A 23,906-nucleotide genomic window follows, 5' to 3' on the forward strand; every position below is an offset into this window, starting at 1 on the left:
GCAGAATGCGTAGACTCCGGCGGGAACAGCACGAGCCGAAGACCCCGCAGTGTGCTTTTCACGAGGAGGCTGAGGCCGTGCCCGCGGAAAGCGAAGTGTTCTGCCGAAGCGGTACTCAGGAGTATTGTTCATAATTAACACTAGCAAACACCTCAATCGGAAGCATTTGCAATAATGTACTATATAACAGCAGTTACTTTGGTTTATATTCATGTAAGACCACTGACAAAGGAGAGTCAGCATGAATATCACTTCTTTTCTGATTTACTGCTTTATCGTTACATTCACACCCGGACCTACTAATATCGTTATCTTATCAACAGTGAATCAATTCGGTACGAGAAAAGCAATGCATTATACGTATGGAGCGACTCTCGCGTTTGGTTTGCTATTATTTCTATCTGCTATACTGAATTCAGTGCTCGTAACTGTGTTACCGAAAATACTAATTCTCTTGCAAATAATCGGGAGTCTGTACATGGTATACCTTGCTTATCAAATATATAAGTCAGACAGCTCAAAAAAGAGCGGCCAACTGAACGGCACTTTCCTATCCGGTTTCTTAATGCAATTTTTGAATCCGAAGGTAATTATCTTTACGCTTACTGTCATTCCCAGTTTCGTTATGAAAAACTATACGGAAAGTACAGTGATACTGATCTTTGTTGCTGTTATAACAATAATTGGTTTCCTGGCTTTCATTGGATGGGTTCTTTTCGGAACAATCTTTAAGCGATTCATGCAGAAACATACTAAAGTAGTAAATATACTTATGGCAGCTTTTTTACTCTATGCAGCTTGCATGATTTGGATTTAAAAAGCCAGAGGTGACGAAAATGGAAAAGTTCATCTATAAGAAGTCGGCGGGTATCACAGCATTGTCGGCCAGTATGAAGGAATTCACATATAAGAAACATGCGCATAGAGAGTATGCAATGGGTGTCACATTGCGCGGTATACAACAATATAATTTGGATGGTCACAAGCAATTATCTTATCCTAATGGCGTAATGCTGTTTAATCCAGAACAGACACATGACGGTATGGCACATGATGAGACTGGCCTTGATTATGTGATGCTGTATTTGGAGCCTGAATTGCTGCAGGAAATTACAGGGCAGAAGGAATTGATTCGTTTTGCAGATCCAATTGTATACGATGCTGGACTTAAACGGAAGGTATTGAATCTATCTCACGCAATATTAAATGAAAAAGAGGAAGCGTATTGCAGTGAACTGGCAGTCTCCTTTACAGATACACTTGCTCGGACTGATCTGGATACAAGCTGCAGGAAAGATAACTCATTGGTTATGAAAGCTAAGGATATAATTCATAGCAACTTACAAGGTGTACTTAAATTAGATGAAATATGTGATGAATTACAGCTTTCGAAATACAAATTTATTAGATTGTTTAACAATCATACGGGAATTTCGCCTTACCAGTATTTCTTAAATAGTAAGGTACAGCAAGCAAAGCAAATAATAGAGAAACATAAAGATATATATGAAGCAGTTGCTGCTTGCGGGTTCGTTGACCTGGCTCATTTGAATAAGCATTTTAAAAGTGTTTATGGAATAACTGCACATGATTATGTGTTGAACATAAGGTAAGGCACTCATTATAGAAACCAAAAAGTCAACCAAAACCTATACACTTTTATACGGCAACAATGATTAACAATATTTTAAGTATAAGAAACGTTGCAACCGCGCTATCGCATCAGATAGCGCGGTTTTCTTATTTTTTGTTACCAATGATGCCAATATCTTCATTCACAATTATTTTGCTATAAAAGTGATTACTTCTGGGAATGTAGCTTCTATGTGCACAGGAGGTGAGCAATCGTTAAAGCTTACAAAACAAAAGCAGCTAAGACAGCAACGCGGCTCGTAACCGGTGTTCTAAAAAAAGCTATTCCCGAGGAAAAGAAGAAAAACCTTAAGAAAAAAGTCGGGCAGGTAGCAAAGGATCAGATGCAGGCATCTTTATCAAATAAGGTCGGTGAAAAAGCGGATACTGCCGCTTCGAAACTTGAAAACATCAAGGAAAACAAAAGTGCTGATGTGCACGAAAAGGCTCAAGCATCGGCTGATAAGCTGCGGACGAAACTGCTTGGTTGGAAGGATGAGCTCCAAGACACTGCAACGCAGATGAAGGACAAAGTGGAGGGTGACCGCGGTTCTGACAGCAAAGGCCCGCAAGTGAAGTCGATTTCTCAAATCAAACATGTTGAGGAATTAAAGAGTTACCGGGACGTGAAGGGACCGGCAGCAGCGAAAAAATTGAGCGATGTGAAGAAAAAATAAGAAGGAGTGTTTAACATGGCAGTTCAAAAAAGTACAGATAGTTCCGGCTTGGCGGACGTAATTGATCGCATTTTAGATAAAGGAATTGTAATTGACGCGTTTATACGTGTCTCAGTAGTAGGAATTGAAATTTTAACAATAGAGGCCAGAGTCGTAATCGCTAGTGTGGATACATGGTTGCGATATGCCGAAGCGGTCGGTCTCTTACGGGATGAGGTACAGAACGAAGGATTGCCGGAACAAAAGAATGAAAGAAGCAATTCCTTATTCAGTGTATGAGGAGAGCAGGCTTTAAGCCTGTTTCCTCTTTCATAATTTAATAAAAGGAGGGGAAATATGAGCATTACAGATATTATGAAAAAAGTAAGCAGCTTCTTTGAAGAATATATCGCGCCGCCCCATAAGATCACAGCGGTGGAACCGAGACAAGGTGAAGATAGTGCAGACGGATGGACTGTCATTATTGAAGTATTTGAAGAGCGGGATTATATGAAGAAGTATGCGAAAGACGAGATGCTTGGTGTGTATAGCGTCACACTGAATGAAGAAGCAGAAATTGAATCTTATTCAAGACAAAGTACACGTTATAGGAGTGCAGTAGATCATTAATAAAGGAGGCAGCAGCAATGGATGGAACGTATGTATTTTGCGCAGTACAGAATCCGATTCAGCCGAGCTTCGGAGATGTGGAGCTGGATGGCGTTTCCGGAAGCACGTATATGATTTCACATGGAAATATGGCATTTGTAGCGGCTAAAGTTCCGCAGAAAATTTATCATCCTACTAAGGATAATTTAATGGCCCACCAAGCTATCCTTTCTTCTGTCATGAAGAAACAGGATGAGATGATTCCAGTCAGTTTCGGCAATGTTTTTAAAACGGATGAAGATGCTAAAGTAATACTGAAAAAGCTCGAACCTCAGTTCACAGAACTATTTCCAGAGATACGCAATAAAATCGAGCTAGGATTGAAAGTGATTGGCAAACAGGAATGGCTGGAGGAGGAAATTCATAAAGATCCTGCAATCGTTAGACTGAAAAAAGCTGTAAGCAAGAAATCGAAGGAAGCTGGATATTATGACCGAATGAAACTTGGTGAACTAACCCAGAAGTTCTTTACTGACAAGCGCCGGCAAATCGAAGAAGAGATTCTAAAGCCGCTTCAGAATCTCGCCACAGCAGCAAAAGCAAATGAACCGATCAGTGAGAAGATGCTGCTCAACAGTGCGTTTTTGCTGGATAAGGATAAAGAGTCGCAGTTTGATGAAGCAGTCAATGCGCTACATGACAAATGGGAAGAGAAAGTCGATTTCAAATATTCCGGCCCATGGCCGGCGTATAACTTTATCAATATCCGTTTACAGGTTGAAAAGCCGTCATGATGCCTTTTCTAGTCTCTGCACCAATCAAACTACTGATAAGAATTGGGCGAGAAATTAAGGGCGAAGCTGATAAGGAGTATTTCGATATCTCCGTTATACAGCAAAAATTGATACAGCTGCAGATGCTGTATGAATTGGAGGAAATCTCAGAAGCGGCATACAAAGAAAAGGAACAGGAACTTCTGCTGCGCTATGAAGTAGCTAAGCAGCGTGAATTGGATGAGTGGGAAAAGCTTGCTGAAGAAGAGAATAAGGAGTAAGGAATATGGGACAGAAGGAAAATTATATTTATTTATACGGTATTGTACCTGTTTATGAGCTGGATAAAACGCCATTTTCTTCTTTTGTTGGCATCGATAAAGAACAGAAAGCAGCGATTTCAACATATGGGGACATTGCAGCTATTTATACGGAAGTCGATGCAGAAGCGTATGAAGGTGAAGCATTAGAGTCTAGGATGAAAGACGATCTTGAATGGCTTCAGGAAAGTGCGATGCACCATCATGAAGTGCTGCTTTCTCTACAAAAGAAGTACACGCTGATTCCGATGAAGTTCTGTACGATTTACCTGAGTCAGGACAGTCTGGAAGGAAAGATGCGTGAACAAGCAGATACAATACAAAGCCTATTTATCAGAATTAAAGACAGTGAGGAATGGAATCTGAAAATTTACTGCGATGATGAACCCCTCCGTGAGCACGTCCTGCAGCATAGCCCCAGTATTAAAGAAAAGATGCAGGAGTTAGAGAGTTTGTCCCCCGGCCGTCAATTCTTTGAAAAGCGGAAAATAGATCAGCTTGTTGATGGTGAATTGGAAAAAGAGAAAAATCAATTCTGTGAACAAATACATGCAGAGCTAACTGAGATTGCTACAGAAGAGAAAGTAAAGACTGCCTGGAGCAAGGACGTCACAGGTCGCGAGCTGGAAATGAGCTGGAATAGTGTCTATCTTATTCAGGAAAATCAAGTAGAAGCGTTCTTAAAGCTTGTTGAACAAAAAAATGAGGAAAGTGCTTCATCTGGGTGGAGATTCGAAGCAACTGGACCTTGGCCGGCTTATCATTTCGTCTATTAGATGGAGGCGCAAGATGAATACACGTGAGACGATCGACAGAAACAAGGATGTTTCCTTGATAGATATACTTGACGTCATTCTCGACAAGGGAGTTGCGATCAAAGGGGATTTAATTATTTCAATTGCCGGGGTCGACTTAGTTTACCTGGACTTGCGGGTGCTGATTTCATCTGTTGAAACGTTAGTACAAAATCAATCCGGCAATACACGGATGGACATTACATCTGAAGCATTCGATAAACAGAAGGAGGAGCTGGAACATGGAAGTGCAGCAGCCGAAGAGCGGGCGAATCCATTTAGATCCTGATGATGCGGAACATGGTTTGGCACAATTAGTTATGACAGTGATCGAATTGCTTCGCCAGATTGTGGAACGTCATGCCATTCGTCGGGTGGAAGGCGGAACACTATCGGATCAGCAAATTGAAGATCTTGGCATGGCGCTGATGAACTTGGAATTAAAAATGGAAGAATTGAAACTAATTTTCAACTTAAAAGATGAAGATTTGAATATCGACCTTGGACCTTTAGGAAATCTCTTACCAGGAAAGAAGTGAAAACATGGCAGAACAACAAGTCGTTCAGAGCAACACTAGTAACTTGGTCGATGTATTGGAAAAAGTACTCGATAAAGGTGTTGTCATTGCCGGAGACATTACAGTAGGAATAGCGGATGTAGAATTGCTTACCATCAAGATACGTTTAATTGTAGCCTCAGTCGATAAAGCGAAAGAAATCGGCTTGGACTGGTGGGAATCAGATCCATATCTATCCTCAAAAGCAGCAGACAGCAATACGAAAAGGCTGCAGGAGGAAAACGAACGGCTTCATAAGCGATTGCAACTTTTAGAGCAAAAGTTAACAGACTAAGGAGGAACAAAAAATGTTTGAAAATATTAAAGAAAAAGCAGCAAGTAAAGTGGCAGATAAAGCAGTGGATAAAGCAGTAGTAAATGCTGCTGATAAGGTAAAGCAAATTGACAATCCATGGAATAGAACAATTGTTGGTGGGTTAGCCGGAGCTTCAATAGGGCTACTTTCGAGCCCGAATATAACCCGAAAAATAGCTGGCACTTTCAAATCTGCAAAGACGAAAGTAAAAGAAAAGGATCTAGGTGAGTCAGCGAAGCAGGTGAAAGATAAAACTGTTCACTTGGTTCAGGACAAGTTTGAGAAGAACAAGGATTCAGAAGAGCATAATAACGAAGAAAATCAAGAAGAGAAGAATCAGCTTCAAAGTGAACAGCATGAACAAAACAGACAAGAACAGCAGGATCAAAACAATAATGACCAACAGGACCAAGATAACCAGGAGCAGCAGGATCAAGCATCTGAGAATCTGCGAAATGAGAACGAACAGCTGAAACAAAAGATTGAAGATCTGGAAAATAAATTGAACAAGCTCTTGGATGATAACTCATCCAAAAATGAAGTTGCTGCAAATAGTAACGGCATTTCTATAGTTAGACAAGATGACGTAACGAAGTAAGTAGGAGGGTTGAAAATGGCTAAAGATGAAATTCTATCATTCTTTGTACAAGCAGCTAATCATCATGATTTCTCGACGGATATAACACTGCATGTGAAAGGTGGGCTGGTCACCGGAACTATCATTTCAGCAGCATCTTATTTCTCCAATGTAAAAGACAGCATCTCAGAAAAAAATGATGTGGCCAAGCAATTGAAGGAAGCCTTGAAGCAAGCGGAGGAATCAGCAGACACCAAGCAAAGCAATGCGGAGTATATTCATTTAAAAAATATGTCTGCGTATCTGGCAGAAAATAAAACTACACCAGCTAATGCTGATCTTTTATGGCGCGGAAAGATAAGCGAGGTAGATGGGTTCTTCCTTGGAAGAATATCTGATGAAGAATAAAGAGAGCTCCGGCATATTGCCGGAGCTTTTTATTGTAGTTGGTACGCCGCTCTGCGCGTTACAAGTGTATGCGCAGTCGCAAATGTGTATTTAACTCAAGCTATCTTATTTATTACCATTAAGAGTTAGGCGATCTTGCATTGTTGCTATCATTTCCTCTCTCACAAAGGATATCCTGGCATGTACGGGAAGCAGTGCTTTTCTTGTTTAGCATAATTATGTACATACAAGAGAAAATTCAGAGAATCTGATGCTTCAACTGTCAGTATGCGTCCTGGTTTCATATGAATCCTCCAATCTAATAAAAAGGCCTGCAGTTATACAACTGCAGGCCTTTCTGTGTTTATTAATTACTTAGCTGCTTTCTTCGCCTGTTTTCTTTCCTTGCGGCGCTGACGCTCTGCTTTATGATGTTCTTGCATGCTGAAGCGTGTTGTTGCTTCGTACACGATTGGTACGATAACAAGTGTCAGCAAGGTAGAACTGATAAGACCACCCATTACAGTGATTCCAAGTCCTTTCGAGATAAGGACGGAACCGCCGCCTTCGAATCCGAAGGCAAGTGGTGCAAGGGCACCGATTGTAGCAATGGCTGTCATAAGGATTGGACGAAGACGAGTTGCACCGGCCTCTAGAATTGCTTCGCGAGTCGGAATGCCTTCTTTTTCCTTGTGAATGATACGGTCAACTAGAACGATGGCGTTTGTTACAACGATACCGATCAGCATGAGCACCCCGATGAGGGAGGAAACGCTGATTGTTTCACCGCCGATGAGCAATCCTACTAACGCACCGATAACTGTGAACGGCAGGGAGAATAGGATGGCAAATGGTGCCAGTGCACCGCCGAATGTTAATACTAGTACGAAGTAGACAATCGCGATTGCTGCTAGAATAGCAAGACCAAGCTGGCTGAATGATTCGTTGATTTGTTCAGAAACTCCGCCTTGATCGATGCTTACGCCATCAGGCAAATCAAGGTCATCAATTTCTTCTTGCAAGCCGCTAGTAGCTGTTGCAATATCATCGCTGGTAATATCAGCAGATACAGAACCATAAAGCTTTTCATCACGGCGCTGCAATGTATTCGGAGACTGACCGTCTTCAACTTCGGCAATCTCATTCAGAGCTACTTCTGTTCCGAGAGATGTTTGGATCGTAGTGTTTTCAAGATCCTCTTTATCCTCGAAGGATTCGTTGGCTACTTGCACATAAACATCCAATGCATCGCCATCATTCTGGATAGTGGCGATTGACGGCTGGCTGCCGATGTTGGACAGCTGAGCAGTAACTTGAGCTGCTGTCAAACCTAACTGAGCCAATTCTTCCTGGTTGGCTACAATTGTATATTTATCATATTGCTCAGAAGCATCAGAATCTACGTTAGTGAAGTTATCATCGTTTTCGATAAGATCCATTACCTGCTGAGACGCAGTTTGGATATCTTCGACGTTATTACCGTAGATGTAATATTCTGTTGTGTTGCTGCTTGTTCCTGTCATGTCGATGGATCCAAACTCACCTTGGTCTGTCAGGGCTTGCAGATCATCAACAACTGCTTCTGTCTCACTTTGGATATCCTCATAATCATCGCTATAGCCCAAATAGAAGAGGGCGGAATCGCCGGTAGAACCTGAAAGTGGATTACCTCCGCTGCTGATCGTGTACTGCAAGGTCTCAACGCCGTTGCGATCAAGGAGCATCTCCTCGGCTTTATCAGCAACTTCCTGAATGTCCTCACGTGTTTGGCCTGGTTCAGGTGAATAAGAAGCAACAACCATGTTTTCGCCGGTGCTAGGGATAAAGCTGACACCAATCGAAGGAACTAGGAACAGACTTCCGATTAGTAAAGCAAGCGCAATAACAAAAGTGATGATTTTATGCGACAAACTCCAATTCAAGACGCGCTTATAGAAATTCGCCAGTTTACTAGGTTTTTCTTCTTTGTGTACATACGTTTTTGCTTCTTCTTCGCTAGTGCCGCGATCCAATCGTTTGCGGAATAGTGTATGTGCCACCATCGGTACAACGGTAACCGCAACGAGCAAGGATGCTAGCAAAGCGAATACGACTGCTAATGCAAACGGAAGGAACAATTCTCCGATTTGTCCTTCAACTAATCCAAGAGGAAGGAATACTGCTACTGTTACTACAGTAGAAGAAAGAATCGGGACAAACATTTCGCGTGTTGCATCAATAATCAATTCTTTGCCGCGCAGCTTCTCATCTGCCAATGACATACGGCGGTAGATATTCTCTACAACTACAATCGAGTCATCAATTACCCGGCCGATGGCAACGGTGATAGCTCCTAATGTCATAATGTTCAAGCTGATATCCATCTCGTATAGCAAAATCAGGCCGATCAAAATCGATAATGGAATCGAAATGATGGAAATGATAGTGGAACGGATATTCCGCAGGAACAAGAGGATGATGATCACAGCGAAAATGGCACCGAAGAGTGCTTTGTTTACCATCGTATGGACAGAATCTTCAATTGGTGCACCTTGGTCCATTGTTGATGTGATGGTCATACCATCATTATCGTCTTCAAACTGCTGGATTTCATCTTTTACTGCATTAACAACTTCTACAGTATTGGCGTTTGGATCCTTCGTAATGTCGATCCCAATGGAATCCTCGCCGTTTGTACGAGAAATAGATTCTACTTCACCGACTACTTCTACTTCTGCTACATCCTGCAGCTGGACAGTAGGTAGCTCTGTCGGAGCTTGTGCAGCCTGCGCTGCTTGTGCTGCAGCATCAGCCTGGCCGCCTGAAGCTGCCTGACCGCTTTGTCCTGCCGCTGCTTCTTGGCCGCCTTGTGCCTGTTGTGCACTTGCACCGCCTGTAACCGGAATTTCCAAGTTACGCAAATCATCAAGTGTAACAATATTGCCATCTACAGCCACGTTTTTCTCAGTGTTACCGAATTGGTACAGACCGAGCGGGTAAGAGTCACTACTGTTCTGAATGACTTGGCCGACAGTATCCTGTGTCAAACCATTCTCAGCTAATGCATCTTCATCATAAGTGATTTGTACTTCCTGCACCTGCTGTCCGGAAATACCGACAGATGAGACGCCTTCAATGCCTTCCAGTGCTGGCTGTAAATCAGATTCGACAGTCTGTGTTAGTTCTTCGATTGTCTGATTGCTATTAGAAGCACTAAGTGTGATGACTGGGAAGGAATTTAAATTGATTTGTGCTGCTGCTGGTTCTTCTGCATCTTCAGGAAGCTGTACATTTTCAAGTGCTTCCTTTACTTCTGTTTCTGCATCATCCAGATTTTTAGAATAGGCGTATTCCAACTGGATAGTAGAAGCATTCTGCAAAGATGTCGAGCTTATATTTTCTACACCATCCAAGCTTTGGACAGCCTGTTCGATTGGTTCTGTTACGTTTTCCAATACTTCCTCTGGCGGTGCGCCAGGATATGTAGTCGTTACGGTGAGGACTGGTACACTGATATCTGGTAGTGTTTCCAGTTTCATATTTGTTCCAGCATAAATACCTGTTACTACAACCATGATGGTTAGCAACCATACGGCAACCTTATTCTTTAAAGAAAAGTTGATGAACTTTCTCACGATCCAGCTCCTTTATTCTCCATTTGACCGACTGGTCATTAGTCCTCTATACTATATAGGCAACCACTTCACAATGCAACAATTATATCAAGGATATAAGGATGTTCAATAGTATAAATCCAGCTTTTTATAAAGAATTCATATATTATTCACAGTCTCTTAACACACTTATGACCGACCGGTCAGTCGAAAGGAAAGGCAATATGCAGGAGAAAAAAATCACAATAATTGAACGAGCAACTGAGATTATTGCCAAAAAGGGATATCATGCTGCCAGTATTCAAGAAATTGCAGTAGCAAGCAAGCTTTCCAAGGGAGCATTTTACCTTTACTTCAAATCCAAGGAAGAACTGATGGCTGAAATCCTTCGCTACCATATCCGTTTGATAACGGAGGAAATTGAAAAAATCGACCAGTTGAATTTGGACAGCCGAGAGAAAGCGAAGCTTCGTCTGGCAACTATGATGCGTGAACTTGTCAAACGCGGAAATTTCATCATCATGCAGCGTCACGATATTGATTCCGATATTGGGAAAGAGATGGAACTGTTCTTCCTTGAGGAAATGGAAAGAGGAAGACGTAAAACAGAGCTTGATTTGCTCGAACTATATGGAGAAGAAAGTAAAGCTTATTTAAAGGATCTGAGAATATTACAGGAAGGGATACTTGCACAAATAATTGGTGATATGCTACTTCATGGGCTAATCCTTGACCTGGACAAAACTGCTGCTTATATTCTCGAACGAATGGATGATATGGTGGAAGGTCTTTTGAAAAGGAAAGCTGAGCCGCTTGTGACAGATGCTACACCGGTCTCCGCTTCTATTTTCGAAAAAGAGATGAAGGAACGGGAAGTAAAACAGCTTTTAGATAGAATGCAGGTTATTATTCTTACCCTTGATGCTGATGTACAGGATGTGCAAGAGCTACAAGGAGTAGTTGAACTGATTCAGGAAGAGATGCAGAAAAAAGAGCCTAAAAAGCTGCTCATTCAGGGTTTGACTGCCAACCTTAAGGGCATCAAGGAACTGGATGATTTACGCCAGGAATTGGCAAGATTGTTGAATATAAAAGTATTGTAATGGAGAGCCGGCACATGCATGCCGGCTTTCTTGTACTTAAACAAGTTTCCGTTATGATACGGCAAAAGAATAGCAGGAAATGTAACCGCTTTCATAGTATATTAAGAGTAAGAACCGAAGGGGGTAGAAAAATGAATATCTTACTCGTGTGTGCCGCTGGGATGTCTACTAGTCTGCTTGTCTCAAAAATGCAAAAGGCAGCAGAAGCAGAATCGAAAACCTACAATATCCAAGCTGTATCAGCCGATCAGGCGAAAAAACATATCGAACAGGCTGAAGTACTATTGCTTGGTCCGCAAGTACGCTACATGCTTCCACAGATGAAAAAACTAGGAGAAGAGCGCGGTATTCCGGTTGATGTAATTAATAGTGTTGATTATGGTACTGGGAATGGAAAGAACGTGCTTCATCATGCTGAATCGCTATTTGCGAAAAAGGGGTGAGGTAGATGAGCCGATTCAATGATTTTCTTGAGATGAAGGTGATGCCGGTTGCTGGTAAGGTCGCAGCACAGCGGCATCTGGTAGCGCTGCGGGATGGTATCATCCTGACAATGCCATTGATCATTGTCGGATCACTTTTTCTTATTCTCGGTAACTTGCCGATACCGGGATACGCTGATTTCATGGCTGGAATTTTTGGAGAGTCATGGAGTACCAAGCTGCAATATCCCGTTAATGTGACGTTTGATGTTATGGCGATCTTTGCCTGTTTCGGTATCGCGTACCGACTGGCACAGGCTTATGAATCAGATGGTGTAGATCCGCTGTCTTCAGGTGCAATTGCACTGTCTGCATTCTTGCTTGCAACACCTTACAGTCCTTTTCAAGTTGGAGAAGCTACTGCCAATTTCGTGCCGGTTTCCTTGCTCGGCAGCGGCGGCTTGTTCGTCGGAATGTTAGTAGCAATGTTCGCTACCGAGGTGTATCGAATCATTGTTAAAAGAAATATCGTCATTCGTATGCCAGATGGTGTACCACCGGCTGTTGCACGGTCATTCGTTGCACTTATACCAGGTTTTGCAGTCATCATCCTAGTTTGGCTTATTCGTTTGCTTGTAGAAGCAACATCGTTTGGTGATATCCATAATTTGATTGCAACTGTTATTGGATCACCGCTAACACTCGTTGGCTCCTCCTTCATCGGTAGCTTTGTCGCAGAATTGATGATTGTGCTGCTATGGGTTTGCGGTCTGCATGGGGCTAATATCGTCGGCGGTATCATGTCTCCGATTTGGCTGAAGGCGACAGCGGAGAATGCAACGGCATTTGCTGCCGGCTCAGAGCTTCCGCATATTTTTACAGCTCAATTCTTTGAAGTGTTTATTCATGTCGGAGGATCCGGGTCGACGATTGGTTTGGTTTTGATCATGATTTGGCGGGCGAAGCTGAAGCAAAATAAACAGCTTGGTAAGCTAGCGACTGGTCCAGCGATCTTCAATATAAACGAACCAATTGTTTTCGGACTTCCGATCGTACTGAATCCGATCATGATCATACCATTCATCACTGTCCCGCTCGTGATGGTTATCACCACCTATATTGGGATGAGCACAGGTCTAATAGCTAAACCGGCCGGTATCGTTGTACCTTGGACCATGCCGCCATTTATCTCAGGTTACTTGGCAACAGGAGGGAAAATCTCAGGTGCTGTTATTCAGTTAATCAACTTAGCGCTCGCGATGCTTATTTATTATCCATTCTTCCGTGCTTTGGAGAAAAACCAGCTGAAGGAAGAGGAAGCAAGACAGCGTGAAGTGGCAGCATCAGAAGATGGCACAGATCCGGTCAACAGCTAAAGGAGGTACGTAATGAATTTAGAAGAGAAAGCATTTCAGTTGATATTATATGGCGGTGATGGCCGCAGCTATGCGATGGAAGCAATGGCGCTTGCTAGACAGCATGCATTTGAGGAAGCGAGACAAAAAATCGAGGCTAGCAGAGAAGCAATTAACCAGGCGCATCACGTTCAGACAGAGCTTATCTCTGCTGAGGCAGGCGGCAAACAAACGACCTTAAGTCTGTTGATGGTGCATGCACAGGATCACTTGATGAATGCCATGACAGTGAGGGAATTGGCAGAAGAAATCATTTATCTGCAGGAGGAGCTGGCCAGACAGGCAGCAGCTAGAGGTTCAGTTTGAAGCTAGGCGGTCATTTGATCGCCTTTTTTGCATAGGCATGAAGGATATGGGGGTGAATCTGTATGCTGCAACCAAGGCTGTTGGAATTATTGACTTTCTTGTCATCTGAATCACGTACGCTGACAGCAGATGAGCTTGCAAGGAAACTGGCTGTTTCAGAGCGGACAGTGCGTTCTGATATCAAGCTGCTGCAGCAGGAGCTGCCGGCGGACTACGCAAAAATTGAATCCTTACGAGGGAAAGGCTATCAGTTGATTGTCCTTGAGGAAAAACTCTTTCAGCAGTACTTGCAGGAAACTATTCGAACAAAGCAGGAGCGCCTGTATACGCGGGTGGAGACACCCGCAGAAAGAGTGAATCATCTGATGCAGCTGCTGCTCTTAGCTGATAGCTTTATCAAGATGGAAGATTTGGCGCAAGCTTGTTTCGTCAGTTTTCCGACAGTACAAAACGATCTCAAGCAGGTACGGTCTTTGTTACAGCAATCGGGGCTGGATCTGCAGAAAAAGCCAAAGTATGGCATTCGTATTGCGGGAACAGAAACAGAAAAACGGTATTTCCTGTCTTCATTCTTTTCAAAGCAGGCTAGTTGGCATAAGCCGTACAGCTTACCGGATGCTATCGTCTCCGAAGCAGAAATTCGTTATGTGCATGATATTGTGCATAAGTTCGTGACGGAAAAGGAATTGATGCTATCGGATGTAGCAGTACAGAACTTGGTTACGCATATTGCAATCGCCTGCCGACGAATCAAGGATGAACAATATGTCGAGCTTGCCCCTGATGCTATGCAAGATATCATCCAGCAGCCAGCCTTCCGGGAAGCAGCACAGCTCACGGCTATGCTGGAAGCAGAGCTTCATCTGTTTTTCCCACAGGTAGAAGTAGCTTATATGACGATTCATTTGATGGGAACGGATTATGTGTCCAAAAGTACATTGGATGGTCACATGGGGATGCCGGACTTAGCAGCGGCAATTGTAGCGAGGATATATGATAAGACAGGATTGGATCTCAGGCATGATCAAGAGCTGCTGCATGGATTGAGTTTGCATCTGAAGCCAGCTGTTCATCGCCACTTGTATGGTATGAATGTAAGGAATCCTCTGCTGGAAGATATTAAGCGGCACTATCCGCTTGCGTTCGAAGCAGCTGTCATTGGTGCTTGTGCAGTAGAAAAAGAAAATAGCATTCAGCTGGCAGAAGAGGAAATCGGATATTTAGCACTGCATATTGGTGCAGCTTTAGAGCGGAGCAGGCAAACCGGACGGAAAATCAGATGTTTGCTAGTTTGTGCCTCAGGAGCAGGCAGTGCGCAGCTGCTTCGTTATAAGCTGCAATCTCTTTTTCCGGACAAGTTGGACATCATTGATACGATTGAATATTATCGCCTGCTGCGCGAAAAGAAATGGGAAGCTGACTTGATTATCAGTACAATCCCAATTGAATCGACGGTCACACCATTGCCAGTCGTACTTGTACCGGTCATCTTGGATAAAGAAGCGATTTCGAAACTGGAAGCTTATCTGCATTTTGGTCAGCAAATCCGCTATATCAAGCCATCTTATGTATTCCTGCAGCAGGATTTACGGAGCCAGGAAGAAGTTTTGGCCTATTTAACAAAGGTGCTGCAAGCAGATGGTAAGGTTGGGGAGGATTTTCTTGCTGCTGTATACGAGAGAGAGTCTATGGCACCAACTAGTTTTGGGAATTTTGTAGCTGTACCGCATCCCATTGAAGCGAGAGTGGAGGAGACATTGTGGGTGATCTGCACCTTGAAACAGCCGATCGACTGGGCTGGTAAGCAAGTGCGATTTGTTTGTCTTTTATGCATCGAGAAGGACAGCGATGAGGATTTCACCGGCATGTATCAGCAGCTTGTTCGCATCATCGAGGAGCCGGAACATATTCAAAAACTGTTAGAAGCCCATTCGTATGAGGACTTCCATAAAGCGTTAGTATCAATATGAAAACAGCCGCCTCATATGGGCAGCTGTATTAGTTCGTCGAAGGTTCGACTTTACCGCTCTGACGGGCAAGTTTCATATTTGCGCGTTTTGCCATTTTATAGGCGTCAAAGATATTATAAATCCAAAAAATGAAAAACGTGAACAGACCGACAACAAACCACATTAGGAACAGATTAATCAGATTGACCAAAACAAAGATGGTTCCTTTCAAATTCTGTTGATTATAAAACTGGCCTAAGCCAGCAAATAGAAAGCTCAATAGTGCCGCAACGAGCGGTGTTCTTTTGAATTCCATTTAGTCACCTCATCTTTTAAATACTGTACCAGTTTTCACATTTGTATACAAATACAGTCTGCAAGTCTTTTTTGTTGTATTTTGAAACCCTTTTCATAGAATGGACGTAAGGATATAATTAAGAAAAAAAGCGAGGCGAGTCGAGATGGATGAACAGCTGCAAGTGAAAGAGACAATCCTGCAATTAGAAAGGTCCCTGCTGGAAGATGACACGAGACTATCGACAGACGCTGTCGGCAACTTACTGACAGAAGACTTTTTGGAACATGGATCATCCGGCCAATCATTTAGTAAAGTTGATATTGTCACAAATGGATTAGATTCAGTCGATTTGAATATTAGGGATTTTGATGTGCGGATTCTATCTGAGGACACAGTTTTAGCAACATTTCGGACTTGTGATGCAGCCTCAGGAAGAGAGCAGCTGCGAAGCTCCATTTGGCGTTATCAGCCGGGCGGCTGGCGGATGTTATTCCATCAAGGAACTCCAGCAGAATGAAAGAGGCGGCTGCATCTGCAGGCCGCCTTTTTATGTTGAACATTATCATCATCAATTATCCCAAACAAAAGTGATAGCAGATTGAGGAGCGAGTGTATATTGGAGATATTGGTTCTCCTCTGCTAGCTGGAAGGTTTGCGTATTATTGCTCGTATTTGCTGCGAGTATGATAATTTTATCTTCTTTTTGATCCCAAAAAGCGGCAGTTGAGAGTTGCGGTAGCTCGGTACTTGAGATACGAACTGCCCCTGGCTGGACAAACTTGCTAATATGGCCAAGAGCATAATATTCAACGTTTTTCTTGATGCCGCTCGTTTGGCTGTTGATTGTGACGACGCCTCGGCAGTTCGTACAGCCGCCATTTGTCGGTCCGCCTGTCTCATCCAGTGCTAAGTTCCATAAAAGCACCGTTTTGGCCCAATTCCGGGTGGTACCAATGATCACCTGGTCCATCAGCCAGCTCAAGTTGTCTCCGAAATCCTCACTCCATGCTCCGCCGCTGCACTCTGTAAAGTAGATGCCTTTATCGGAATGAAGCTGGTGGATCTCTTCAGCATCCTCTGGATTGCCTGCGTAACAATGATAAGCAGTTCCTGCTGTATAATCAGAGGCTCCATTGAGTACTGTCTCCGCATAGTCCTTGCTGTTTTCCCAATTATGGTCATACGCAAGAATTGCTGTTTCCAAACCAGCGTCCTGAATTGCTGGGCCTAAAAAATTCTGGATAAAGTATTGCTGTTCTGCTGCGCCCATAGACATACTTGGATAGGCCGCTGTTTCAAATTGCGGCTCATTTTGCACGGATAGCATATCAACAGGCAGTCCTTGCTCCTGGTAAGCCATTAAATATTGTACAAAATAATCGGCGTAAATCTCATAGGTACGTTGGTCTGTATAATTCAAATAGGATCCATTATATGTGTGCTCTCCGTATTTCAACCACGGTGGTGCAGTCCATGGCGTACCCATCAATCGTAGTTCAGGGTTGTTTTCTTTTGCTTGTTTCAGCATGTTCATTACGGTTTGATCTAGTGCAGTGGAGAAATGCTGCAGCGGATCTTCTGGCGGACCTTGCTGATCTGCATACGTATAGGAAGATGGATTTCCTGTATCATCTACACTATAATCTGATGCTCCGATTGTGTGGCGGAGATAAGATAATTTAATGCCAGAGTCGGTAAACAGGTCCTGAAATAACGCGTCACGTTCTTGTGTCGACAATTTATGCTCCAGCAAATAGGCACTTGAGCCAGTCATCGCCGCTCCAAAGCCTTCCATTTGCTGATACGTTTTATCCTTATCTATATAAATGGTTGGTATATCTTGCTTGTCATCCTGGAATAACTTAGCTTGCTGTTTCTCGAGAAGATGCTGTTCATCACCAGTAGTCAGCCAGCTGTTTGCTATGGGAGGAGGTTCTTTAAACCTATCCAGCAGCAGGAAAAAACATAGAATGATTAAGAGAAGGGCAGCGAGTCTTGTCATCATATTTCCTCCTTACAAAAACATCCTGCAGGATATCTGCAGGATGTTTTCTTTTTGTTATGGCAAGGTTACTGTACCTTCTAATCTAACATCTTCGGAAGAGCTGCCCACATAGACAGGTACTTCGCCAGAAGGCATAACCCATTCTTTTTTCGTTTCGTCATAATAAGAGAATGCTTTTGGATCAAGCTTAATCTTAACGGACTTCTGTTTACCAGCTTTCAGCTCGACTTTTTCAAATCCGGCTAATTGCTTTTCAGGAGTTTCTACATCATTCGTCGGTAGTTCACCTGCATATACTTGGACGACTTCTGCGCCTTTTGTATCTCCTGTATTACGAAGGTTAAGTTTTACTTCAATACTAGTGTCATCTTTCTTATGCTTCACTTTTGTATGCAGATTGCGATACTTGAAGTCGGTATAAGAAAGACCATATCCGAATGGATAAGCTACTTCAAGGTTTTGTTTGTCATAGCCGCGATAGCCCACGAATACACCTTCTGAGTAGTTGTTTACGCCATTCGTACCAGGGAATTGGTCTTCGCTGCTAGTTGGCGTCTTGTCTTCATCGACAGGGAATGTAACTGGAAGCTTACCAGATGGATTGACGTCTCCGAAAAGGACATCCGCAATGGCATTTCCTTGCTCTTGACCCGGATACCAAGCTTGAACGATTGCTTTAACATCGTCTTGCCAGTCTCCCATTTCAATTGCGATTCCACTTTCATTCACGACAATCGTATTTTTATTCACTTTTGACACTTCTTCAATCAGCTGCTGCTGGTTGTTTGGCAGTTCCATGTCGGAACGGTCTGTATAACCTTCACTATCATATGTGCGCGTTACAATGACAGCTTTGTCTGCTTTCTTGGCAGCTTTGACAGCTTCTTTGATCTGTTCATCGACAGCACCTTTTGCAGGTTCCCAGCCGAATCTCATTTGGCCGCCATAATCACGGCCATCTCCAGTTTCATAATCTGTTTGATATTCGATTTTGATATCATGCTGTTCGCCTTTTTTCAATTCTACTTCAACTGATTTTGTGCCAAGTTCTTTTCCTTCATTATCGACAATCAGCTTGCCATCCAAATAAAGTTTACTTGTACCGAAGCTAGTAGTGGATAGTTTATATGTTCCATTCTTAGGAGCTTCAATTACACCAGTCCATCGAGCAGACATCATACCGTTCAAGTTAGTCGGCAGTTTGTCCAGTTTAGGTGACTGAGAGTTGAAACCCTCATAGTTATAGAATCCAAGGTTCATGTTAACTTGTCTGTCTGTACGTTCGTGTGACGGGTTTCCTTCAAAATTCTTATTCGTCCAATATTCCGCTTTTAATCCATTCTCTGATGCATCTTTTGCAGTGTGCAGCAGGGAAGATGGGACAGCGTCAGGTCCAGGCATAACATCGCCTGCACTGATTGGGTCTGTTCCAGCTGTATAGCTGACTTCGGTATTTTTCCCAGCATGGCTTTCAATACCTTCTAGCGGGCTCACAGTATAAGTAGGATTCACAAGCGAGCTTCCGCCGCCTGCTGCAGATGCATTATCAGCATCAGGTCCGATTACAGCAATGGAATCTGTTTTGTTCTGGATTGGCAAAATATCTTTTTTGTTTTTCAGCAAAACCATGCTTTCGGCAGCTATTTCACGAGCTGTTTGTCCATGAGCTGCTGTGTCGATTTGTTCATTTTGTGTTGGATGATCAATCAAACCTTTATCGAACATTTGGTAAAGCAGTCTGTATGTGCTTTGATTGATTGTTTCTTCGCTAACTTGACCGTCTTTAACAGCTTGGAGCAGATTATCGCCCCATTTACCATCAGGTTCTCCTGGCGTTTCCAAATCAAGTCCAGAATTGATGGAGTTAGCCGTACTAATGTTAGCGCCATAGTCGCTCATAACAAAGCCTTCAAAGTCTAGCTGATCGCGAAGCAGATCAGTTAATAATGTTTTACTATCACAAGCATATTCCGTATTTACTTTATTAAAGGAGCACATGATACTGCTAAGGTCAGCATCTTCAATTGCTGCTTGGAATGGGCGTGCGTAAATTTCATGGATTGCACGTTCGCTTGCCTGTGAATCATTTGTGAAACGCAATGTTTCCTGGTTATTCAGCAGGTAGTGTTTGGCAGTTGTCATTACATGATTGTCTTGAACACCATTTATGTATGAGGTAGCCATACGGGATTGCAGTACTGGATCTTCTCCTAATGATTCAAAGTTACGAGATCCGAATGCATTCCGCGCGATATCAAGGCCAGGTCCGAGCAGCACATTATGTGTCGTATTGAAGGCTTCATTACCGAGCACATCTCCGTATGCAGCTGCTGCATCTGTATCCCATGAAGCTGCAAGGGCAAGCGGTGCTGGCATTGCAGTCGATTGTTTGTTCTGTATGTCTGGGTTAGCAATTCTGACCCCAGCCGGGCCATCTGCCATTTTCAGTTCAGGAATTCCGTATTTCTCCATTCCTTCATTGTAGTATCCATAATAATTGTTTAAATTTCCTGTGATGAGATTAACCTTATCTTCAAGTGACATAGCATCAAGCAGCAGGTTTGTCCGTTTTTTAGCGGACAGATCTTCATTCATCCAAGGTTTATCTGTTTCTTCTGCAAAAGCTTGGAATGGAGCTGCGATAAGTCCAAATAGTAATACAGTTATAAATCCGATGATCGGAAAGCGTGTAAGCTTAGCCAATAGTATTCCACTCCTCTTTTAAAGCTGTCAGACGTGGCGGCGTCTGTTTCTTGTATAATGCTACGGAAACAGCAGAGGGAAGGGAATAGACGAAACTGTTTGTTTCTTATGCAGATGTTTTCCAGTCTATTACACTAAGAAAAGGGTATTACTAGGAAAAGTACAGTGCTATAAACGGACATTTGTAATCGTGCCGTAATGGAAATATATTCTTTCGGGTTCCTGAGCCTACATTTTGGGTAATTCTGTCGTTGATACACTGTCTGCCTATATGTACCCATTTATATTGCATTTTTAGATAATATTTTTATTTTATTAGCAGATAAAAAGGTTTGACTGCATATAGTTTAGGGTATAAACTAAATTGGTATAGGGGGTAAACCATCGTGAATAAATTGAAAGAAGCAATTGATCTCTTCAATGAGGTGTCATTTATGGCTACCGAATTGTTTCATAAGAAAGGCTCAGCGTATGACGTGTTCAAGGAGGTATCACCACAGCAAGTTGGGTTGATAAAAATCTTGAGCTTGTATGGAGCGTCCTCACCTGGCCATTTGGCTATCGTGCAGCAAGTACATAAAAGTGCGATTTCCAACCGCCTGAAAAAGCTGCATGAAAAGGGCTGGGTGGAATGGGTTGATTCAGAAGGGGATAAGCGAACGAAGCTTGTGCAAATTACAGAGGATGGGGAAGAGATTCTGAAACAAGCTGAGGAAGCTATTTATGATAGATTCTGCGGGCTTTTCGAGCATATTAAGGACGAAGACGTAGAAACATTCATCCGCATTTTTACAGATGTAAAAGAACAGCTTAAAAAAGGGGAGAGAGAAGATTGAGGACAATCATTCGTTTTAAATGGATCATCGCGATTGCAGTTATCTTGATCGCGGTTGGATTAACGATTTTTTCACCGAATCTGACCCAGCTTGCATCAGATAAGGGGCAGACACAGCTTCCAGAGGATGCTGTTTCCATTCGCGCTAGCGATATTTTAGAAGATGCCGGGAAGAATAGTAATTCACTTAGTGTTGTTTTCGAGCTGGACGAAGCTTTGAATCAGGACAGTGAAGACATGATTCAGGGAGTTATCGATAAAGTCGAACAAATTGACGGAGTAAGTGAGATAACAACACCGCTGACGGATAATCAAGAAATACAGGATCAAATGATGTCAGAGGATAAAAAGACAGTCATGATGCCGGTTACGGTTGAAGGGTCAGATGAAGAAGCCGAGAGAATCTCCGAGGAGATTTATGATGCTGTACCTGACGATGAAACAGCATATGTGACAGGTGCGTCATTGATTAATCAGGATTTTGCTAATACTTCAGAAGACGGCCTGAAAAAGACAGAGCTAATTACAGTATTTATTATCGTAGCACTTCTTTTAATAGTGTTCCGTTCCATCGTGACACCATTTGTTCCTTTGATCACTGTAGGCATTACATACTTGATCAGTCAGGGAATTCTAGCTATTTTAGTAGACACATTGGACTTTCCGATTTCAACGTTTACCCAGACGTTCTTGGTGGCGATTTTATTTGGTATCGGGACCGATTATTGTATCCTGCTGCTTAGCCGTTTCCGAGAGGAGCTTGCTAATGGTCATGATAAAGTCGAAGCGACTGTTACGGCTTATCGGACAGCGGGACGTACATTATTCATCAGTGCCATTGCGGTATTCGTAGGATTTGCATCTATCTTCTTCGCGAAGTTTGCTATCTTCCAATCTGCAGTTGGTGTAGCAGTAGGGGTTGCGGTACTCTTAATTGTCCTTGTGACGGTACTGCCGCTGTTCATGGTAACGCTGGGCGAGAAACTGTTTTGGCCTTCCAAAAAGGCTGCTTCTCACGGAGATAATAAGCTATGGCATTTCCTTGGACGTCATTCGGTAGCAAGACCGGTGCTGTTCCTGGCAATCACGGCTGCGATAACAGTACCGTTTGTACTTACGTACGATGAACAAGTTTCCTTCAACTCTACCGAGGAAATCAGCAGTGATTATAATTCAATCAAAGGCCTTAACGCTATCGGGGACGCAATCGGAAAAGGGGAAGCGATGCCGATACAGGTTGTCATCAATGACGATGAGAATCTGACAACAGCAAACACATTGCCATATCTTGATAACTTGAGTGATGCGATCAGCAAGATTGATGGTGTGGAAAAAGTCCGGACAGCAACACAGCCTACCGGTGAAAAAATTGATGACTTGTATGTAGATTCTCAAACTGGTCAAATCGCGGATGGTATCAACGATGCAGTTGATGGTATTGGTGAGGTACAGGATGGGCTGACGCAAGTACAAGATGGCCTGAATCAAATATCCGGTCAAGCTGGCAGTGCCGGTTCATCAAGCGGTGGCGGACTATCTGATGCGACAGAAGGTCTTGGTCAAGTTAATACTGCATTGCAGCAAGTAACTGGTCAGTTGCAGCAAACTGGAAATGTCCAGCAGGCAACTGCTCAGCTGGCTGGAATCAGCGAACAACTCGCACAGATTCAATCAGGTCTGGAACAGGCCGATACACAATTACAAGGTCAGCAGCAACAGGTTGGTACATTGACTGAAACGCTGCAGCAGCTTGCAGATGGTGTCGGTTCGGCAAATGAAGGACTAACACAAGTTTCTGATGGACTGACAACGGCATCTGATACACTGCGTGATATTAGCGATAGCGAGACAGTACGTGAGACTGGTATGTATATTCCGGAGGATGCTTTGGAGGGTGACTTCCAGGAAAGTATCGATACGTATAGTTTCCGTGATGGAGAAGGTGTAACACTTGATGTCGTATTGAGTGATGATCCATACTCTGAAGAAGCGATTCAAACACTACAGACAATCAAGGACCGTATCGATGCAGAAGTGAAGGATACACCTTATGAAAATGCGGAAATCGTCTATGGCGGCGTAACGAGCACCAACGCCGATTTGGAAGATCTCTCTACATCTGATCTTTCTCGGACAATGGTCATCATGATGGTCGGATTATTCATTATCTTGACTTTGCTGTTCCGTTCTATGGTCATTCCGGCTTACATGATTGGTTCCTTGCTGCTTACTTACTATACTGCTATTTCCATCACCGAATTGATCTTTGTCAATGGTTTGGACTATGCAGGTGTAAGCTGGGCTGTTCCGTTCTTCAGCTTTGTTATCTTGATATCACTTGGAGTCGATTATTCCATCTTCCTGCTTGATCGATTTACCGAAGAAGCTCGTGATGATCTGCAGGCTGGCATGGTTCACTCCATGAAGAAAATGGGCGGAGTTATTATTACCGCCGCAATCATTTTGGCAGGTACGTTCGCTGCGATGATGCCATCAGGTGTATTGACGCTTCTGGAAGTAGCAACAGTTATCATCATTGGTCTGTTATTGTACGGACTCGTGATTCTGCCGCTGCTTATCCCAGCAGTCGCTACAACACTTGGCGAACTGAACTGGTGGCCATTCAAACGTAAACGAAGAGAAGAAGATAAATAAG

26 protein-coding genes are annotated in these 23,906 nt (G+C 43.1%); 21 read left to right on the top strand and 5 right to left on the bottom strand.

Going from position 1 to position 23,906, the window contains the following annotated elements; translation table 11 throughout:
• Positions 1–241 precede the first annotated feature (241 nt).
• The 13 genes from GZ22_RS15420 (at position 242) to gvpU (ending at position 6,642) form a co-directional block, all read left to right on the top strand.
• Positions 242–817 (top strand): LysE family translocator, encoded by a 576-nt coding sequence (locus GZ22_RS15420; protein ID WP_038564365.1) that lies wholly within the window; start codon positions 242–244, stop codon positions 815–817.
• Between the two features lie 19 nt (positions 818–836).
• Entirely contained in the window at positions 837–1,613 is a 777-nt protein-coding gene (locus GZ22_RS15425) for an AraC family transcriptional regulator (protein ID WP_038564367.1), read from the top strand.
• 363 nt (positions 1,614–1,976) lie between these two features.
• Positions 1,977–2,309 (top strand): hypothetical protein, encoded by a 333-nt coding sequence (locus tag GZ22_RS15430; RefSeq protein ID WP_038564370.1) that lies wholly within the window; start codon positions 1,977–1,979, stop codon positions 2,307–2,309.
• Between the two features lie 15 nt (positions 2,310–2,324).
• The gene (gene gvpJ / locus GZ22_RS15435; protein WP_038564373.1) at positions 2,325–2,588 is read left to right on the top strand and encodes a gas vesicle protein GvpJ; all 264 of its coding nucleotides are present in this window, start codon (positions 2,325–2,327) and stop codon (positions 2,586–2,588) included.
• A 57-nt stretch (positions 2,589–2,645) separates the two neighbouring features.
• Positions 2,646–2,918 (top strand): gas vesicle protein GvpO, encoded by a 273-nt coding sequence (gene gvpO, locus GZ22_RS15440; RefSeq protein WP_038564376.1) that lies wholly within the window; start codon positions 2,646–2,648, stop codon positions 2,916–2,918.
• Positions 2,919–2,935: 17 nt separating this feature from the next.
• The gene (locus GZ22_RS15445) at positions 2,936–3,691 is read left to right on the top strand and encodes a GvpL/GvpF family gas vesicle protein (RefSeq protein WP_038564378.1); all 756 of its coding nucleotides are present in this window, start codon (positions 2,936–2,938) and stop codon (positions 3,689–3,691) included.
• A complete protein-coding gene (locus GZ22_RS15450) occupies positions 3,688–3,951 on the top strand; it encodes a gas vesicle protein GvpG (protein WP_038564382.1) in 264 nt (87 codons plus the stop codon). The genes GZ22_RS15445 and GZ22_RS15450 overlap by 4 nt, the downstream gene beginning before the upstream one ends.
• A gap of 5 nt (positions 3,952–3,956) precedes the next feature.
• Positions 3,957–4,766, top strand: a complete 810-nt coding sequence (locus GZ22_RS15455) for a GvpL/GvpF family gas vesicle protein (RefSeq protein ID WP_038564385.1) — start codon at positions 3,957–3,959, stop codon at positions 4,764–4,766.
• Positions 4,767–4,779: 13 nt separating this feature from the next.
• Positions 4,780–5,073, top strand: a complete 294-nt coding sequence (locus GZ22_RS15460) for a gas vesicle protein (protein WP_038564388.1) — start codon at positions 4,780–4,782, stop codon at positions 5,071–5,073.
• Entirely contained in the window at positions 5,027–5,323 is a 297-nt protein-coding gene (locus GZ22_RS15465) for a gas vesicle protein K (RefSeq protein ID WP_038564390.1), read from the top strand. Before GZ22_RS15460 ends, GZ22_RS15465 begins: the two co-directional genes overlap by 47 nt.
• Before the next feature lie 4 nt (positions 5,324–5,327).
• Entirely contained in the window at positions 5,328–5,636 is a 309-nt protein-coding gene (locus tag GZ22_RS15470) for a gas vesicle protein (RefSeq protein ID WP_038564393.1), read from the top strand.
• A gap of 13 nt (positions 5,637–5,649) precedes the next feature.
• Positions 5,650–6,255, top strand: coding sequence for a hypothetical protein (locus GZ22_RS15475; RefSeq protein WP_038564396.1), 606 nt, complete (start codon positions 5,650–5,652; stop codon positions 6,253–6,255).
• A gap of 15 nt (positions 6,256–6,270) precedes the next feature.
• Positions 6,271–6,642: a gas vesicle accessory protein GvpU gene (gene gvpU / locus GZ22_RS15480; protein WP_038564399.1), complete on the top strand. Its 372-nt coding sequence runs from the start codon at positions 6,271–6,273 to the stop codon at positions 6,640–6,642.
• A gap of 161 nt (positions 6,643–6,803) precedes the next feature.
• Here the strand turns inward: gvpU and GZ22_RS19025 are convergent, their stop codons facing one another.
• Positions 6,804–6,926, bottom strand: a complete 123-nt coding sequence (locus GZ22_RS19025; protein WP_281176662.1) for a hypothetical protein — start codon at positions 6,924–6,926, stop codon at positions 6,804–6,806.
• A 66-nt stretch (positions 6,927–6,992) separates the two neighbouring features.
• The gene (locus GZ22_RS15485) at positions 6,993–10,235 is read right to left on the bottom strand and encodes an efflux RND transporter permease subunit (protein WP_084160768.1); all 3,243 of its coding nucleotides are present in this window, start codon (positions 10,233–10,235) and stop codon (positions 6,993–6,995) included.
• 203 nt (positions 10,236–10,438) lie between these two features.
• Between GZ22_RS15485 and GZ22_RS15490 the strand changes: the two genes are divergently transcribed.
• The 5 genes from GZ22_RS15490 (at position 10,439) to GZ22_RS15510 (ending at position 15,430) form a co-directional block, all read left to right on the top strand.
• On the top strand, positions 10,439–11,317 hold the full coding sequence (locus GZ22_RS15490) for a TetR/AcrR family transcriptional regulator (protein ID WP_038564402.1): 879 nt from the start codon (positions 10,439–10,441) through the stop codon (positions 11,315–11,317).
• Between the two features lie 131 nt (positions 11,318–11,448).
• Positions 11,449–11,760 carry a PTS sugar transporter subunit IIB gene (locus GZ22_RS15495; RefSeq protein WP_038564405.1) on the top strand — a complete coding sequence of 104 codons (312 nt, stop codon included), beginning with the start codon at positions 11,449–11,451 and terminating at the stop codon, positions 11,758–11,760.
• Positions 11,761–11,765: 5 nt separating this feature from the next.
• Positions 11,766–13,115, top strand: coding sequence for a PTS cellobiose transporter subunit IIC (gene celB, locus GZ22_RS15500; RefSeq protein ID WP_038564407.1), 1,350 nt, complete (start codon positions 11,766–11,768; stop codon positions 13,113–13,115).
• Positions 13,116–13,127: 12 nt separating this feature from the next.
• Complete coding sequence (locus tag GZ22_RS15505; protein WP_038564409.1) at positions 13,128–13,460, top strand: PTS lactose/cellobiose transporter subunit IIA; 333 nt, start codon at positions 13,128–13,130, stop codon at positions 13,458–13,460.
• A 62-nt stretch (positions 13,461–13,522) separates the two neighbouring features.
• Positions 13,523–15,430, top strand: a complete 1,908-nt coding sequence (locus GZ22_RS15510) for a BglG family transcription antiterminator (RefSeq protein WP_038564412.1) — start codon at positions 13,523–13,525, stop codon at positions 15,428–15,430.
• 28 nt (positions 15,431–15,458) lie between these two features.
• On the opposite strand, the gene GZ22_RS15515 is transcribed toward GZ22_RS15510, so the two are convergent.
• A complete protein-coding gene (locus tag GZ22_RS15515; RefSeq protein ID WP_051748359.1) occupies positions 15,459–15,725 on the bottom strand; it encodes a hypothetical protein in 267 nt (88 codons plus the stop codon).
• A 145-nt stretch (positions 15,726–15,870) separates the two neighbouring features.
• Here GZ22_RS15515 and GZ22_RS15520 point away from each other — a divergent pair, with 145 nt between their 5' ends.
• A complete protein-coding gene (locus GZ22_RS15520; RefSeq protein ID WP_038564414.1) occupies positions 15,871–16,224 on the top strand; it encodes a nuclear transport factor 2 family protein in 354 nt (117 codons plus the stop codon).
• 51 nt (positions 16,225–16,275) lie between these two features.
• Here the strand turns inward: GZ22_RS15520 and GZ22_RS15525 are convergent, their stop codons facing one another.
• Positions 16,276–17,712 (bottom strand): glycoside hydrolase family 30 protein, encoded by a 1,437-nt coding sequence (locus GZ22_RS15525; protein ID WP_051748360.1) that lies wholly within the window; start codon positions 17,710–17,712, stop codon positions 16,276–16,278.
• 54 nt (positions 17,713–17,766) lie between these two features.
• Positions 17,767–20,415: a beta-glucosidase gene (locus tag GZ22_RS15530; RefSeq protein WP_051748362.1), complete on the bottom strand. Its 2,649-nt coding sequence runs from the start codon at positions 20,413–20,415 to the stop codon at positions 17,767–17,769.
• Positions 20,416–20,801: 386 nt separating this feature from the next.
• Here GZ22_RS15530 and GZ22_RS15535 point away from each other — a divergent pair, with 386 nt between their 5' ends.
• Both GZ22_RS15535 and GZ22_RS15540 read left to right on the top strand, forming a co-directional pair.
• Entirely contained in the window at positions 20,802–21,251 is a 450-nt protein-coding gene (locus GZ22_RS15535; RefSeq protein ID WP_038564417.1) for a MarR family winged helix-turn-helix transcriptional regulator, read from the top strand.
• Positions 21,248–23,905, top strand: coding sequence for an MMPL family transporter (locus tag GZ22_RS15540; protein WP_038564420.1), 2,658 nt, complete (start codon positions 21,248–21,250; stop codon positions 23,903–23,905). The genes GZ22_RS15535 and GZ22_RS15540 overlap by 4 nt, the downstream gene beginning before the upstream one ends.
• Position 23,906 lies beyond the last annotated feature (1 nt).

This window comes from Terribacillus saccharophilus, from assembly GCF_000725365.1.
GTDB lineage: Bacteria > Bacillota > Bacilli > Bacillales > Amphibacillaceae > Terribacillus > Terribacillus saccharophilus.